The sequence below is a fragment of the Streptomyces sp. NPDC048734 genome, from assembly GCF_043198675.1.
Taxonomy (GTDB): Bacteria; Actinomycetota; Actinomycetes; order Streptomycetales; family Streptomycetaceae; genus Streptomyces.
This window is the reverse complement of the sequence record NZ_JBICUZ010000008.1, coordinates 243,960-258,876: the sequence shown is the minus strand read 5'-3', so window position 1 is coordinate 258,876 and position 14,917 is coordinate 243,960. Positions and strand designations below refer to the sequence as shown.

Genomic DNA, 14,917 nt, shown 5'->3' with positions numbered 1-14,917 from the left:
ATGGCCAGGGCGAAGAGGGCATGCGGTCAGCCCGTGGCCGGTCCGGGTCCGTAGTCTGCCTTGAATCCGCCAAGACGCTCCGCGAGATGGGCCGGCCAGCCGCTCGGGGAGTACGGCCCGGGTGGGTCCACCTCCATGCCCAGCTCCGCCATCGCGAGGGTGTAGTCGGACTCTTCCAGGGCGAGGGCGAGCAGTTCGCGGAGCTCGCCCGTGAGGCGGACGACCAGCTGCGGATCCGTGGTGGCGGTGTAGTCGCGTACGGCCGCGTCGTGGTCGTCGAACTCGTCCGGCATGTCCTGTGAGAACCAACCGCCGAGGAACCGGCCCAGCTCGGGGAAGCGGGCGTGCCACTCCCAGTGGGTGCGAGGATCGGCCGGGGGCGGGACCTCGCCCTCCTCGATCGACCGCTTCAGGTGATCCGCGATCACGAACAGCCAGTCCTGGATCGCCGATTCGGGCGGACCGACGTCCGGCACGGGGTAGAACTCGCCGAGGCTCAGGCGCAGCCGGCCCGGTGGGTTGCGGGCGTACTCGCGGATCTGCTGTTCGGCCGTGGCCAGGGCCCAGGGGCGGGTGTGCCAGGTGTGGCGCAGGTAGGCCCGAAGGGCTTCGCTCGGCTTGTCCGGCTGTCGTCGGCCGACGTGCCGGTGTACGCGCTGATCACCTGGTCCAACTCACCGTAGCGGCGATCGAACTCGAGCGGCTTCATGGACACGGCGCTGGACCTCTACAGGTAGATCGGGACGGTGGTGAACACGACGAAGCCCTGCGGGCGGTTCGGCTCACGCTTGAGGACAACACGTGCCGCGCGCACATCAGCCAGAGGTAGCGCAACGAAGCTGACCAGTGTCCAGAACGGGCAACAGAGCCAGCACGCCATGGACGCCCCGCCGAACCAGACCGCGAGTTCTGCCCCTTCTCGTGTCTCGTCCGGTGCGCCAACAGAGATCATGGACTGATCCAAGCAGAACACTTGTAGGAGCTGCGCCGCAGGAGGAGGTGGATCACCTTGCTGGAGACGGCGGGCAGCACACCAAGGCCGCCGGTGCGCCCCAGTGGGGCGCACCACAACCGCAGCAGGCCGGTCGCGCGGTCCAGGTGCGTGAGGCGGGCCGGCCGGTCTCGGTCAGGGGCGCGTTACGGTGGACCACGAGGGCCTTTCCGGCCGGTGTGGACGGCGCAGTCCACACCGAACCCGGAAGGCCCTCACCTGTTCAAGATCCCTCAGCCGAGACCTGCCTCACCCGTCCACAACCTCCCCGGACAGAACACCTGGTCCCGCCGCCCTAGTCCTTCACGGGTGCCGGAGTCGAGTCCCGCGGTGCGGGCACCTCGGCCGCTGCCGCGGCCGCCCCGCCGCCCCCGTCCGTGTTGATCCGCTCGATGATCGCGAGCCGTTCCGGGGTGTCCTCCGGCTTCAGGAAGCCGATGAGGACGTACAGGACGAGGGAGACCGCGAGCGGCACGGAGACCTGGTACTGGAGCGGGACGCCGCCGTCGACGTTCCAGTTGATCGGGTAGTTGACCAGCCAGAAGGCCAGCAGACCCATGGACCAGCTCGTCAGCGCCGCCGTCGGGCCTGAGCGGCGGAACGGCCGCAGCAGGCCGAGCATCATCGGGATCGCCATCGGGCCCATCAGACCGGCCACCCACTTGATGACGACGGTGATGATGTCCTTGAACGTGGGCGAGTTGACCTGGGTGGCCGCCGCCATGGACAGGGCCAGGAAGACGACCGTCGCGACGCGGGCCGCGATCAGCCCCGACCGCTGGTTCCAGGCCCGCGCCCGTGCCGAGATCACCGGCGCGCAGTCACGGGTGAAGACCGCGGCGATGGCGTTGGCGTCGGAGGAGCACATCGCCATCGTGTGGGAGAAGAAACCGACGATGACCAGGCCCAGCAGCCCGTGCGGCAGCAGCTGTTCGGTCATCAGGCCGTAGGAGTCGGAGCCGTCCGGCTTCTGCGACTCGACCAGCAGCGGCGACATCCACATCGGGTAGAACAGCACCAGCGGCCACACCAGCCACAGCACCGCCGACAGCCGCGCCGACCGCTCGGCCTCCTTCGGGGTGGCGGTGGCCATGTAGCGCTGGGCCTGGTTGAGCATGCCGCCGTTGTACTCGAACAGCTTGATGAAGAGGAACGCGAGCAGGAACACCGTGCCGTAGGGCCCCACCAGCGGCTTTTCGTGGCCCTGGAGCGCCGGCTCGTCCCAGGCGCCGAGGAAACCGATGCCGAGGTCGGACAGTTCAAGCACCACGGCGACGAACATGGCGATGCCCGCGAGGAATTGGATGATGAACTGCCCCAACTCGGTGAGGGCGTCGGCCCACAGGCCGCCGATCGTGCAGTAGACGGCCGTGATGGCGCCCGTGATGAGGATGCCCTGGTTCAGCGAGATCCCGGTGAACACGGACAACAGGGTGGCGATCGCGGCCCACTTGGCGCCCACGTCCACGATCTTCAGCAGCATCCCGGACCAGGCCAGCGCCTGCTGCGTCTTGAGGTCGTACCGGTTCTTCAGGTACTCCAGCGGGGAGGCCACGTGCAGCCGTGAGCGCAGCCGGTTGATGCGGGGCGCGAACAGCTTGGAACCGATCGCGATGCCCAGGGCGATCGGGAAGGACCAGGTGATGAACGAGGTGACGCCGTAGGTGTAGGCGATGCCGGCGTAACCGGTGAACATGACCGCGCTGTAGCCCGACATGTGGTGCGAGATGCCCGACAGCCACCACGGCATCTTGCCGCCGGCGGTGAAGAAGTCGCTGACGTTGTCGACCCGTTTGTGGGACCAGACACCGATGGCGACCATCACGCCGAAGTAGCCGATGAGCACGGCCCAGTCGAGACCGTTCATGTGCGTCCTCCCAGGGTTCAGCCCGGCGCTCATCGTGGGCGCTGGTGCGTGGACACGACAAGGCGACGTAAGGTCAAGGGGAGGTAAAATCATTCTGTATGGTGGCCTCAGTTCATCTATGTGAACTCATGGCGGCGGTTCTCCGGCGCTGACCAGCAGTGACCGCCCGGGGCGCGCCCGCGCCCGGTTCTCCAGATGATCGATGCCGCCGATGCACGACAGGGCAGTACCCCCCGAGGCGGCACGCGCCCCGAGGCGGCACGCGCCCCGAGGCGGTGCGCCCTTCTGGGGGAGAGAGAGTGCTCCCGCACGTCCCGCCCGGTGGCTACCTCTTCAGCTCGTCCGGGCACGGCGTGCCCCGCGGCAGCTGGTACGGCGCCGCCAGCCGGTAGGTGCCCGCCTCCGGCGCGATCAGCACCGTCCACCGGTCGCCGTCCGCGTCCTCCTCCGTCTCGAAGAGGCAGCCGTTGACGTTGTCGTACGCCTTCGGCTCCCCCTCGGCCCGGTCCTTGGACGCCTCCGTCTCCTGCGGCGGCTCCAGGCTCCTGCCCTTTGCGTCGACGATGCTCAGCCACGGCGAGTACGGGATCCGGATCAGGATCCGGCCGGCCTCGCGCACGTCGATCGTCATCTCGCCCTGCGCCGCCCGCTGCACGACCGCGTTCGGCTCGGCCAGCGACCCGGGGGCCTTCACCCGGAACAGCTGCCAGTTGGCGTCGCCCCAGATCTGCTCCAGATACGGCAGCCCCCGCTGCACCAGCTCCCGTTCCCGCTGCCCGCCGTCCCCGTCCGGCACGTCCTTGGGCACGACCACGAAGTGCACCGCCCACCGCTTGAGCCACTCGCGGTAGTTCGCCGAGTTCAGGGTGTCGTCGTAGAAGAGGGGGTTGCGCTCCATGTCGGCCTGCCGGTTCCAGCCGCGGGCCAGGTTGAAGTACGGCGCGAGCGCGGACGCCTCGCGGTGCGAGCGCGCCGGGACGACCTCTACCCGGCCCTTCTCCGCGCCCACCTCCTGCAACTCGTTGACCAGCGGCGCCAGCTCGCGCGCCCAGGACGCCGCCGGAGTCGTCCGGTAGACGTCGTCGACCGACTTGAAGCCGATCCAGCCGACGAAGACCAGCGAGGAGAGGACGATCGCGTACCACTTGCGGCTGCGCGGCACCGCGAACGGCAGCGCGGCCATCAGCACCACACCCGAGAACAGCATCGCGAGCCGGGTGATGTTGGACCCGATCTGCGAACTGATCACCCACACCCCGAGCACCCCGAGGCCGTAGACCGCCGCCGTGATCCGTACGGTCTTCCAGTCGCGCGGGACGACCGCGAAGACGACCGCCGAGAACACCAGCGGCAGCGACGCCGAACCGAAGGACATCGGCTGCGTGCCGGAGAACGGGAACGCCCACGCCGACACCGCGACGACGGCGGTCGGGGCCAGCCCGAGCGCCCACGCGCCCGGCCGCCGCTTCTGCAGGAACAGCGCGACCGCGACCAGCCCCAGGAACAGGCCCGCCACCGGCGACCCCATCGTGGCGAGCGCGGCGAGCGGCGCCGCGCACAGCGCCTTCGCCCACCGCTTGTAGCGCCAGCGGTACGGCCAGCAGAACACGACGGCGACCGCGCCGAGCGCGAACATGTTGCCGAGCCCGAACGTCACCCGGCCCGACGCCGCGTTGCACAGCAGCGCGAACACCCCCGCCAGCGCGGGCCACACAGGGTTCCGCACCGGCCGGCAGCGCAGCAGGACCAGCGTCAGCAGCCCGGCGGAGATCGTCCCGGCGATCATCATCGTCGTCCGGACCCCGAGCACCGACATCAGGTACGGCGACACCACGCTGTACGACACCGGGTGCATCCCGCCGTACCAGGCGAGGTTGTACGCGGAGTCCGGGTGCCGGCCGACGAACTCGGCCCACGCGTCCTGAGCGGCGAGATCCCCGCCGCTGTTCGCGAACGCGAAGAACCAGGCGAGGTGCAGCACGCCGGACAGGACCGTCACCGAGAGCACGAGATGCCGGCGGAGCAGGCCGCGCACCCGGTCGGCGACCGCTCTCACGCGGGAGTCCCCGGCGGCCGCCTCCCGCTCACCCGCCTCCGGGGCGGGGCCGGGGGCGGACCCGGCGGCGGCCGGGGCACGGTCGTGGTCGGTCATGCCGTCGCGGTCCTGATCGGCCGTGCCGTCGCGGTCGTGGTCACCGGCCTGGGGTGCGGGCAGGCGCACCCGTCGGCCGGCGTCCGGGTCCGGACCGGTTCCGCCGGCGCGTGTCGGCTCCGCAGTGGCCACCTGAAGGCACTCCCCGTGTCCCGTCTTCCGCTCTCGGACGCGTCCCGTTCGCGCCCGCTTCGCGGCCGCGTCGCCGCGACCGCCGACCTGTCCCGTTTCGTGACGCTAGCACGCACCCCGCCGAGCGGCTGCCCGGCGGGGTGCGTGCACGACGGCGCCCGTGCGGCGGCTCAGCCGACGCGCGTCAGCTTGTCCGGGAAGCCCGGCTCGGTCAGCTCCCGCTGGAGCGCGACGGGCACCTTCACCGCGTCGCCGGAACCGTCGCCGACCGTCAGCGTGCCGACCTGGGTGCCGGCCTTCGCGGTGTGCGGGACCTCGCCACCGGCGAAGGACAGCCTCACCGTCAGCCCGGCCCAGCCGACCGCCGTGACGTCCTCCGTCACCACGACCGGGGTGTGGTTGCCCATCCTGTCGTCCACGTAGCCGACGACGTCGCCCTTCTTCAGGATCTTCGCCGAGGTCATGGCGTCCTGGGCGGCGAGCAGCGCGGTCTTGCTGACCGCGTTCACCGTGTCGATGATCGGCGACCTGTGCTGGCCGAGGATCGCGCCGACGACGGTGACGGTCTCCCCGCCGACCTCCTCGGTGGCGGCGAACAGCAGGTTGCCGCCGGCCTTGGTGGTCGAGCCGGTCTTGATGCCGAGGGCGTTGTTGTAGGGGACGAGCGTGTTGTAGTTGCGCCACTTCTGACCGGACGGGTCGGTCCACTCCGGCAGCTTGGTGATCTCCATCAGGGCGGGGATCTTCACCAGCTCGTTGCCCAGCTTCACCTGGTCCGCGGCGGTGGAGACGGTGGTCTCCTTCAGTCCCGAGGCGTCGGTGTACGTCGTGTTCGTCATCCCGAGGTCCTCGGCGGCGTCGTTCATCTTCTTGATGAACTCCGCCTCCGTGCCGGCGTCCCAGCGGGCCAGCAGCCGCGCGATGTTGTTCGCCGACGGGATCATGACCGCCGAGAGGGCCTGGCGGAGCGTGAGCTCGTCGCCCTCCTTGACGGTGTTGAGCGTGGACTCGCCGTCCGCGTCGTAGCCGCCCTCCTTCTCGGCGGTGGCGTCGACGGGGACGGTCTCGCCCTCCTGGCCCGACTTCAGCGCGTGGTCCTTGAGGACGACGTACGCCGTCATCGCCTTGGCGACGGAACCGATCGCGACCGGCTTCTGGTCGCCGAAGCCGTCCATCGTGCCGATGCCGTTCACGTCCATCGCGCCCTGGCCCTCGGACGGCCACGGCAGGGAGAGCTTCCCGCCCTCGAAGGTGTACGAGTCCTTCGCGGTGAGCGTCAGCGCGGTCGCCGGCAGCGGCCGTACGGCCTGCACGATCGCAAAGGCGATCACCAGCAGGATGACCAGCGGCGTCCAGATCTTCACCCGCCGGGCCAGCGTCCGCAGCGGGGTCGGCGGCGGCGGCGGGGTGTTCGTCAGCTCGGCCAGCAGGTCCAGCGGCGGCTTCGGCGGCAACGGCTGCTGCGTCGTCCGCTCGGGCCCGATCTGCGGCACGACGGCGGTGGCGTCGGCGGCGGGCTTCACCGACCGGCCGGCGGGATCGTCCAGCGGCTTCAGCGCGACGAACTTGCTGGCCCGCTCGGCGGGGGCGTCGGCCTTGGCCCCGGACTCGGGTCCGGTCTCGGATTCGGGTCCGCTCTTGCGACCGGCTCCGGTCTTCGACTCGGGTCCGGTCTTCGACTCGGGTCCGGTCTTCGACTCGGGTCCGGTTTTGGGGCCGGCTCCGGGCTTGGGGCCGGCTCCGGGCTTGGACTTGGCTCCGTTCTCGGGCTGCGGTCCGGTCTTGGGTTCGGCCTTGGGTTCGGCCTTGGGCTTGGGCTCGGCCTTGGGCTCGGATCCGGTTCCCGGCGCCTTCACGTCGGTGCCGGGCTCGGCGGCCGGGGTCTTCGCGTCGGCGGGCTCCCCGGCCTTGGGGACGTCGCCCAGCTTCAGCATGGTGGTCGGCTGGTCGACCCGGCGCTCGGCAGGCGGCCGTACGGCCTTGAAGACGGCGGTGGGCTGGTCGACGGGGGAGTCGGGCTCGTCGGCCCCGGACTCGGCGTCCTGGTCGGCGGGGCCGTCCTGGGGCTCGTCCGCCGCGTCAGCGTCAGCGTCGGCCTTCGGCTCGTCGGCCTTCGGCTCGTCCGTCTTCGGCTCGTCGGCCTTCGGCTCGTCGGTCTTCGCGGCGGCGCCGAGCCGGGGATCCGCGGTCTTGGCGGTCCTGGCGGCCGCGGTGCCCGTACGGGCCTCGGGCGCGTCGTTCCCGTCGGCGGCGCCGGCCTCGGAGCCGGAGCCCTCGCCGGAACCGTCGGCCGGGTCGGCGGCGTCGGCATCGGACTGCTCGCTCGCGTCGCTCCCGGACGTCTGCGCACCGCCCTTCGCCCACTTCGGCGCGGCCTTGGACGGGCCCTGAGGGGAGCCCCCCGCCTCGTCCGACGCCTCGTCCGGTCCCTCGGGCTTCTCGTCCGACGCCTCGTCCGGCTTCCCGTCCGCCGAGGCCACCCACTGGGCCACGGCCGACCGCAGCCGGTCGTCACGGCCCCCGGCGCCACCGGCCGCCGTTCCGGAGGCGTCCGCGTCCTCGGTGTCCTCCGGGGCCTCGGCGTCCTCCGGAGAGCCTTCAGCGGCCCGCCCGGCCTCCGCCGGCTCCTTCGGGCCGCGCCCGCCCTCCGAGCTCTCGGCGGAACCCTCGTCGGCGCTCTCGGCGGCGTCCGCGCCGGGCTCGTCGGCCGGAGCTTCGTCCGCCTCGTCCGACGCCTCCTCCGGCCGCTCCGGCTTCTCGGCCGTCAACTCCCGTACGGAGAACACCCGCGTCGCCGTGTCCACCCCGCCCCGGGACGCGGCCGAGGACACCGTGGACGCGCTCTCGGCGTCCCGTGCCACCGCGAGCCGCGGATCGCGTGCCTCGGGAACCGCTCCCGCGCTCCCCGACGTCGGTTCCGCCGACGACTCGCGCTGCTTCGACCTGTCGGGGGACTCGCCCGCCACCGATGCCTCCTCGCTGTGCCGCACGCCCACCGCGCGCCTGCCGAACCGTGAACCGCCCGCCCGGGACCCGCCTCGCGGCAGTGTCCGAACCATGTACCAGTGTCCTGTGTAGTGGGCTTGGCTCCTGCGGTAGACGAGAACGACATACCTACTGGTTCCACTACGAACCGGTCACGCACTCTCGACAGATGAATGTGAGAGGGGTCACCCTGTCATTCATCCACGCGGGGAGGCATGGATGGGCAGGAGCCGCAGAACAATTCCGGAAGAGCTTCTTCTGCTGGCATTGGACCCGGCCACGGGTACCACTGCACAGCCGCAGTCGCTCGACCTTGGTCTGGCCGGAGCACAGCTAGTGGAGCTGGCACTGGCCGGACGGATAGCCCCGGACGGGGATCGTATCGCCGTGGTGTCCCCACGGCCGACCGGAGATCCGACTCTGGACTGCGCGTTGGAGTTGCTGCGAAGGCGTGGCGCTCCCGTACGGGCGGTCCATTGGATCGGCGGACCCCGACTGGGGCTCCGTCAGACGTACCTCTCGCATCTGGAGCGGTGCGGCATGGTGCATGCCGTGGCGGGTCAGATGTGCGGAGTGCTGCCGACGACTCGCTACCAGGCGACGGAGACGGCGATCAGCCGGGAGATCAAGGCCCGGCTGGACACGGCCATCCGCACCGGCGTTCCGCCGGACCCGCGGACGGCGGCGCTCGCCGCGCTGGCGCACGCGGTCGGTCTCGGCAAGCACCTGTACCCGGGGAACGAGGGACGTTCGTCCCGATCCCGGTTGCGGGACCTGATCAGGCACGACCCCATGGGCGGTCTCGTGGCGCACGCCGTGATGGACGTCCAGAACGGCGCGGTCGCACAGCCGCGCCGCAACCCGGCCCAGGCCGGCCGTCAGGCCGGACCGGGAGCCAGGTCCGCTCCGGAACCCGCCCGTGGTGTTCCGGCGCAACCGCACCGAGGTTCCATGGCAGGTGTCGTGGCGCACTGAGCCGCGGTCCCACGACACCGCAGCCGCCGGGCCGTGAGGCCGAGACAGACCCGTTCGGGAGCCGCCGCGCCCGCGCGGGGTGGTGACGTCCTGCGTCCCCGTGACGCGGGGCCCGCCGCCCCGCGCGGACGCATGTCCGCGAACGGGCTGCCGGGGCGGCCGCATATCCCTGGTTTTCCAGCGGTGTGAAGCGCCTCGGTGGCAGTCTGCTCAACAGCAGATACGCAAAGTGTCAGTTCAGGCACGCAGCCGGAGGTGCACGTCCCGTGGCGTCGAATGTCAATCCCACCGTCCGGCGGCGCCGGCTGGGGCAGGAGTTGCGCAGGCTCCGCGAGGACAAGGGCATGACGGCCGAACAGGTCGCCGACCGCCTGCTGGTGTCCCAGTCGAAGATCAGCCGCCTCGAGAACGGCAGACGCAGCATCAGCCAGCGCGACGTGCGCGACCTGTGCGGGGTCTACGAGGTGGAGGACCAGCGGATCGTCGACTCGCTGATGCAGATGGCGAAGGACTCCCGCCAGCAGGGCTGGTGGCATGCCTTCGGCGACGTCCCCTACAGCGTGTACATCGGCCTGGAGACGGACGCGGCCAGCCTGCGCGTGTACGACCCGCAGGTGGTGCCAGGCCTGTTGCAGACCCGTCAGTACGCCGAGACCCTGATCTCGGGGGCGTTGCCGGAGACCGCGGCGACCGAGATCGAGAAGCGCGTGCAGGTGCGGATGCGGCGGCAGGAACGCATCAACGCCGAGGAGAACCCGCTGCGCCTGTGGACGGTGATGGACGAGGCGGCACTGCGCCGGGTCGTCGGCGACAAGTCGCTGATGCGCGACCAGTTGGAGCACCTCGTCGAGCAGTCCCGGCTGCCGCACGTCACCGTGCAGGTGATCCCCTTCGAGATGGGCGCGCATCCCGGCCTCAACGGCCAGTACGCGATCCTGGAGTTCCCCGACGCGGCCGACTCCAGCGTGGTCTACATCGAGGGCGTCACCAGCGACCTGTACCTGGAGAAACCGAACGACGTCCAGAAGTACAGCGTGATGTACGAGCACCTGCGGGCGCAGGCCCTGAACGTGGACCAGTCCCGCCAGTTCATCGCCGACATCGCCAAGCAGTACACGCTCTGAGCAGTGCATGCTCCGAGCAGTGCATGCTCCGACGTGCTCGCGGGAGCCTCCCGGCCGGGAAGTGCCGCACGGTACACCCTCACCCGGCCGGGATGGAAGTACCGCCTGGAACATGCCATCCGGTCGAGTGAATAGTCGCTTCGGACGCCGAAGGTGGCGAGTAGCGTCGATCACGCCATCGAGCAACATCGTTGGCGGAAACCGTGCCGCGGGCCCGCAGCCAGGCCCTCCGTACGGCGACAGCAACTCATCACATCTGGCAATCCGGAGCAAAAATGGCAATTCGTCAGGGCACCACGGACGCGTGGACCAAGTCCTCCTACTCGACGGGCAACGGCGCGTGCGTCGAGGTCAAGTCGCCGGTCGTCGCGGCCATGGCCGTCCGGGACTCCAAGGTCCAGGACGGGCCCGTGCTGGACTTCCCCGCCGACGCGTGGAACCTCTTCGTCGCCTCGGTCAAGGCGTAAGGGCACACACCGTCCGACCCCTCGGCCCGTGCCACGGCTGACCACCTCCACGCGGCACCACGGCTCACGCGGTACGACGTCACACGCGGTACCGGAAAGAGCCCTCTCGACGAGCTCGCCGTCCTTGCCGAGAGGGCTCGGTCTCTTCCCGGCCGCTACGGCCTCACCGCACCGGGAACCTCACCGCACCGGGAACGCCACGTCGCACACCGGGTCCTGCGGTCCCGCCGAGGACCAGTCGGCGAAATAGACCTCCCGGCACGGGCCGTCGTACTCCAGGCCCTGCCGCCTCGTCCACGCCTCCACCGCCTCGAACGCGGCCAGGATCTGTGGGTACGCGACCTGCGCCTTGCTGATCCGGGTGAAGGCGAGCCGCCTGGCCGGTTCCACCCGGACCGCGACCTCCCGACCGCGCCCCCGCGCCGCCGCCCAGGCCCGCGCCGCCGCCTCGTCGGCGACCGGCACGCAGGACTCCACCGGCCCGTCGCTCTCCGTCGTCACCTCGGAGTGGTAGACGACGAACGGCGCCCCGGCGACGCCCCCGCAGGCCCGCGCGGCCTCCTCCAGGCGGCCGAGCGACGCGCCGATCCAGGCGGGCAGTTCGTCCGCCAGCGTGTGCCGCTTCTCGGTGACCACCACCTGCGCGGGCACCTCGACCGTCTCGACCTCGAACGTTCCGTACATCTCGGAGCTCCTCCCCGACAGACGTCCACGGAGGTACGCGGCGAGGGTGCGCTGGGCGGCGATCCGCGCCTCGACGTCCGCCCAGTAGGCGGCGAGCCGGTCGGCGGCCTCGGCGTCGTCCGCCGAGCCGATCACCTCGGCGACCCGCGCGAGGGGCATGTCGAGTTGCCGCAGCAGCGCCACCAGCCGGGCGCGTTCCACCTGGCCGGCGCGGTAGTAGCGGTACCCGCTCATCTCGTCGACCTGCGCCGGCACCAGCAGCCCGAGCCGGTCGTACAGCCGTAGCGCCTTGGCCGACAGCCGGGCCCGCGCGGCGAACGCGCCGATGGTGAGCAGTGCCTCGTCGTCCATCCGGTCCCTCGTCCTCCGTCGCCGGGCGGCCTTCTCCGCCCGGCGACGGGAACGCTCGGTCCTGCCCCAGGGGCAAGGTCAAGCGGGCAGGTCAGCCCAGCTGCTTCTCGATGGCGGCGACGACCTCGGGCGACTCCGGCTCGGTCTGCGGCGAGAAGCGGGCGACGACGGCGCCGTCCCGGCCGACGAGGAACTTCTCGAAGTTCCAGCGGATGTCCCCGCTGTGCCCCTCGCCGTCGGCGAACCCGACGAGCCGCTCGTACAGCGCGTGCCGCCCGTCCCCGTTCACCTCCGTCTTCTCGGTCAGCGGGAAGGTCACGCCGTACGTCGCCGAGCAGAACTCGGCGATCTCCTCGGCGCTGCCGGGCTCCTGCCCGAGGAACTGGTTGCAGGGCACTCCGAGCACGGTGAAGCCCTGGGCGGAATACCGCTCCTGGAGCTTCTCCAGACCGTTGTACTGCGGGGTCAGCCCGCACTTGGAGGCCACGTTCACGATCAGGACGGCCTGGCCCGCGTACTGCGAGAGGTCCGCGGAGCCGCCCTTGAGGGCGCCGATCTCGACATCGAGGGGGGAAGCACCGGCATCAGTAGTCATCCCCGGATGCTAACTCCAGCTCCGCCGGCCGGCGCACGGGTCGCGGGGCCTTCCCCGGTTCCGCCGCCCACCCCGTTGCGCACACCTCCGGCCCCGCTGTTCCCCGCCGCTCCCGCGGTTCTGCCTCCTGCCGGGCCTGCCGGGCCTGTCGCGTTCCTCGGGTCTGCCGGGCCTGTCGCGCTCCCCGGGTCTGCCGGGTCTGCCGGGTCTGCCGGGTCCACCTCCTGCCGGGCCCGCACCAGCACCTCGCCGGCCCCGCTCCGCGAGTACAGCACCGACCGCCCGACCCGGCCCCGCTCCACCAGCCCCGCGTCCCACAGCACCCGCAGGTGCCGGCCGACCGACCCGAGCCCCTGCCCGGTCAGCGCGACCAGCTGCGTCGTGCTCAGCGGCCCCTGCCCGAGCAGGACCAGAACGGCCGCCCGGCCGGGCCCGAGCAGCGCGCTCAGCGCGGCCGGCACGTCCCGCTCACGCCGATCGGCGGCGAGGACCCCGGAACACGGGTAGACGACGGCGTACCGCTCCCGCTCCTCCCACGACACCCACCCGGCCCGCGGCGTCACCGGCACGAACAGCAGCTCCGCGCCGGAGATCTCCCGAGGCGGATACTCGTGCCGGTTCACCTGGAACCGGCTCTCCCCGAGCCAGCGCGTCCCCGGCCGCAGCGAGTCCAGCACGGTCGCCCAGCCGCCCCGGCTCACCTGCGCGGTCCGCGCGACGACATCCGCCTCCAGCACCCGGCGCCGCCGTTCCCAGGAGGGCCGTACGGCGCTCTCCCACACCCAGGTCAGCAGGTCCGCCGCCCGTTCGGGCAGGTCGTCGCGGTCCAGGAGGCCCGGCAGCGGTCCGGCGAGGGAGGTCCGCAGATGGGCGCGGGCGTCGGCGGGCCGTACCGCGCGGACCCGTGCGACACCGTCCTCGAAGCCCTCCCCGCCCCTCGGCGTGGGGGTGAGGAAGTCCGCGATCCAGTCCCGGCCGAGCCCGGCCCGCACGAGCGCGGCGGTGACCGGGTCGGCGGCCAGCCGGGCGCGATGGGCGGGCAGCCACTCCCGCAGCCACGCCGTCTCGCCCGGGTGCGCGCCCGCCCCCGCGTGCAGCAGCTTCAGGCACGCGAAGGTCTCGGCCAGCGGCGAGACCACGAACCGGCTGCCCGCCAGCGTGTCGGCGTTCACCTGCCACCAGCCCATGAAGCCCCCGCCCCTCCCCCCCCCACACACGACGCGGGACACACGACGCGGGACACACGACGTTTCGCGCTCCCGCGAAACAGTAACGACCGCGACCGCCGCCGCCCGAGACTCCCCGCATGACCGGCTACCGGCAGCTCCTGCGCACCCCCGAGTTCACCCCGCTCCTGCTCTCCTCCGCCGCCCACACCGCCGCCCACACGGTCGCGGGCCTCGCCCTCGGCACCCTCGTCCACCGCGCCACCGGCTCACCGCTGCTGTCGGCGATGAGCATGTTCGGCCCGTCCCTCGTCCAGGTCCTGGGCGCGACCCTCCTCCTGTCCGGCGCCGACCGCCTCCCGCCGAGAACCGCCCTGGCCGGCCTCTCCCTCGCCTTCGCCGCCCTCACGGCCGTCCTCGCCGTCCCCGGGCTGCCGGTCGCGGCGGTCTTCGCGGCCGTCCTCGCCACGGGCCTCGTCGCGGCACTGGGCGGCGGGGTCCGCTGGGGACTGCTCCACGAGATCCTCCCCGAGGACGGCTACCTGCCCGGCCGTTCGGTCTTCAACATGATGAGCGGGCTGACGCAGATCACCGGCTACGCACTCGGCGGCGCCCTCGTCACCGCCCTCTCCCCCCACACGGTCCTCCTCCTGGCCGCCCTCCTGCACGCCACCGCGAGCGCGACCGCCCGCCTCGGCCTGACCGCCCGCCCGCCCCGCGTCGCGGGCCGCCCCTCCGTCGCGGCGACCTGGCGCGCCAACACCGTCCTGTGGTCGTCCCGCCCCCGCCGCCTGGTCTACCTGGGCCTGTGGCTCCCCAACGGCCTGGTCGTCGGCTGCGAGGCCCTCTTCGTGTCGTACGACCCCGGTGCCGCGGGCACCCTGTTCGCGTGCGCGGCACTGGGCATGTTCGCCGGCGACCTCGCCGTCGGCCGCCTGCTCCCGCCCGCCGTCCGCACCCGCCTGGCCACCCCCCTCCTGCTGCTCCTGGCCACCCCTTACGCCTTCTTCGTCCTGCACCCGCCGCTGCCCGTCGCCGCGCTCTGCGCCACGCTCGCCTCGGTCGGCTTCGGCGCGAGCCTGGTCCAGCAGGAACGCCTCATGACCCTCACACCCGCCGAACTCGGCGGCCACGCCCTCGGACTGCACTCGGCGGGGATGCTCACCCTCCAGGGCGTCGGCGCGGCCTCGGCGGGCGCGGTGGCCGAACTCACCTCACCCGCGACGGCGATGACCGTACTGGCACTCGCGTCGATCACGGTGACGCTGACCCTGGCGGCGGCCTCCCCGCGACAGGTCCGCGGCCCCGCCGACGTCCGTGTCGCCGACGGACGCGGTAGGTGATCCGCTCCCGAAAACCCTTCTGCGGCAGACCTGTTGCCCATGGAGTGACCCGCGTCACGGCCGGCGTACTGCGCCTGCTGCCAAC

11 protein-coding genes and 1 pseudogene are annotated in these 14,917 nt (G+C 71.8%); 4 read left to right on the top strand and 8 right to left on the bottom strand.

Going from position 1 to position 14,917, the window contains the following annotated elements:
- Window positions 1–26: 26 nt before the first annotated feature.
- The 5 genes and pseudogenes from ACGFQC_RS22660 to ACGFQC_RS22640 form a co-directional block, all read right to left on the bottom strand.
- Window positions 27–715: pseudogene (locus ACGFQC_RS22660) on the bottom strand (contact-dependent growth inhibition system immunity protein).
- A 12-nt stretch (window positions 716–727) separates the two neighbouring features.
- Complete coding sequence (locus tag ACGFQC_RS22655) at window positions 728–952, bottom strand: hypothetical protein (RefSeq protein WP_363086693.1); 225 nt, start codon at window positions 950–952, stop codon at window positions 728–730.
- 334 nt (window positions 953–1,286) lie between these two features.
- Window positions 1,287–2,858: a sodium:solute symporter family protein gene (locus ACGFQC_RS22650; protein WP_363086692.1), complete on the bottom strand. Its 1,572-nt coding sequence runs from the start codon at window positions 2,856–2,858 to the stop codon at window positions 1,287–1,289.
- 325 nt (window positions 2,859–3,183) lie between these two features.
- Window positions 3,184–5,142 (bottom strand): MFS transporter, encoded by a 1,959-nt coding sequence (locus tag ACGFQC_RS22645; RefSeq protein WP_363086691.1) that lies wholly within the window; start codon window positions 5,140–5,142, stop codon window positions 3,184–3,186.
- Between the two features lie 170 nt (window positions 5,143–5,312).
- On the bottom strand, window positions 5,313–8,108 hold the full coding sequence (locus ACGFQC_RS22640) for a D-alanyl-D-alanine carboxypeptidase (protein ID WP_363086690.1): 2,796 nt from the start codon (window positions 8,106–8,108) through the stop codon (window positions 5,313–5,315).
- A 238-nt stretch (window positions 8,109–8,346) separates the two neighbouring features.
- Here ACGFQC_RS22640 and ACGFQC_RS22635 point away from each other — a divergent pair, with 238 nt between their 5' ends.
- The 3 genes from ACGFQC_RS22635 to ACGFQC_RS22625 all read left to right on the top strand — a co-directional run bounded on the left by ACGFQC_RS22635 (window position 8,347) and on the right by ACGFQC_RS22625 (window position 10,693).
- Window positions 8,347–9,102, top strand: a complete 756-nt coding sequence (locus tag ACGFQC_RS22635) for a GPP34 family phosphoprotein (protein WP_363086689.1) — start codon at window positions 8,347–8,349, stop codon at window positions 9,100–9,102.
- Between the two features lie 266 nt (window positions 9,103–9,368).
- Window positions 9,369–10,226 carry a helix-turn-helix transcriptional regulator gene (locus ACGFQC_RS22630; protein ID WP_363086688.1) on the top strand — a complete coding sequence of 286 codons (858 nt, stop codon included), beginning with the start codon at window positions 9,369–9,371 and terminating at the stop codon, window positions 10,224–10,226.
- A gap of 275 nt (window positions 10,227–10,501) precedes the next feature.
- Window positions 10,502–10,693 (top strand): DUF397 domain-containing protein, encoded by a 192-nt coding sequence (locus tag ACGFQC_RS22625; protein WP_363086687.1) that lies wholly within the window; start codon window positions 10,502–10,504, stop codon window positions 10,691–10,693.
- Window positions 10,694–10,873: 180 nt separating this feature from the next.
- Here ACGFQC_RS22625 and ACGFQC_RS22620 read toward each other — a convergent pair whose 3' ends face one another.
- From ACGFQC_RS22620 to ACGFQC_RS22610, 3 genes are all read right to left on the bottom strand, one after another.
- On the bottom strand, window positions 10,874–11,728 hold the full coding sequence (locus ACGFQC_RS22620; RefSeq protein WP_363086686.1) for a MerR family transcriptional regulator: 855 nt from the start codon (window positions 11,726–11,728) through the stop codon (window positions 10,874–10,876).
- A gap of 91 nt (window positions 11,729–11,819) precedes the next feature.
- A complete protein-coding gene (locus ACGFQC_RS22615) occupies window positions 11,820–12,323 on the bottom strand; it encodes a glutathione peroxidase (RefSeq protein ID WP_363086685.1) in 504 nt (167 codons plus the stop codon).
- Window positions 12,320–13,510: a winged helix-turn-helix domain-containing protein gene (locus ACGFQC_RS22610; protein WP_363086684.1), complete on the bottom strand. Its 1,191-nt coding sequence runs from the start codon at window positions 13,508–13,510 to the stop codon at window positions 12,320–12,322. Before ACGFQC_RS22610 ends, ACGFQC_RS22615 begins: the two co-directional genes overlap by 4 nt.
- A gap of 119 nt (window positions 13,511–13,629) precedes the next feature.
- Between ACGFQC_RS22610 and ACGFQC_RS22605 the strand changes: the two genes are divergently transcribed.
- On the top strand, window positions 13,630–14,832 hold the full coding sequence (locus ACGFQC_RS22605; RefSeq protein ID WP_363086683.1) for an MFS transporter: 1,203 nt from the start codon (window positions 13,630–13,632) through the stop codon (window positions 14,830–14,832).
- Window positions 14,833–14,917: the final 85 nt, after the last annotated feature.

Excerpts from the sequence above, each read along its gene's own strand:
- ACGFQC_RS22610 (WP_363086684.1), bottom strand. The coding sequence starts at position 13,510 with ATGGGCTGGTGGCAGGTGAACGCCGACACGCTGGCGGGCAGCCGGTTC.
- ACGFQC_RS22620 (WP_363086686.1), bottom strand. The coding sequence starts at position 11,728 with ATGGACGACGAGGCACTGCTCACCATCGGCGCGTTCGCCGCGCGGGCC.
- ACGFQC_RS22605 (WP_363086683.1), top strand. The coding sequence starts at position 13,630 with ATGACCGGCTACCGGCAGCTCCTGCGCACCCCCGAGTTCACCCCGCTC.
- ACGFQC_RS22655 (WP_363086693.1), bottom strand. The coding sequence starts at position 952 with ATGATCTCTGTTGGCGCACCGGACGAGACACGAGAAGGGGCAGAACTC.
- ACGFQC_RS22650 (WP_363086692.1), bottom strand. The coding sequence starts at position 2,858 with ATGAACGGTCTCGACTGGGCCGTGCTCATCGGCTACTTCGGCGTGATG.
- ACGFQC_RS22625 (WP_363086687.1), top strand. The coding sequence starts at position 10,502 with ATGGCAATTCGTCAGGGCACCACGGACGCGTGGACCAAGTCCTCCTAC.
- ACGFQC_RS22635 (WP_363086689.1), top strand. The coding sequence starts at position 8,347 with ATGGGCAGGAGCCGCAGAACAATTCCGGAAGAGCTTCTTCTGCTGGCA.
- ACGFQC_RS22615 (WP_363086685.1), bottom strand. The coding sequence starts at position 12,323 with ATGACTACTGATGCCGGTGCTTCCCCCCTCGATGTCGAGATCGGCGCC.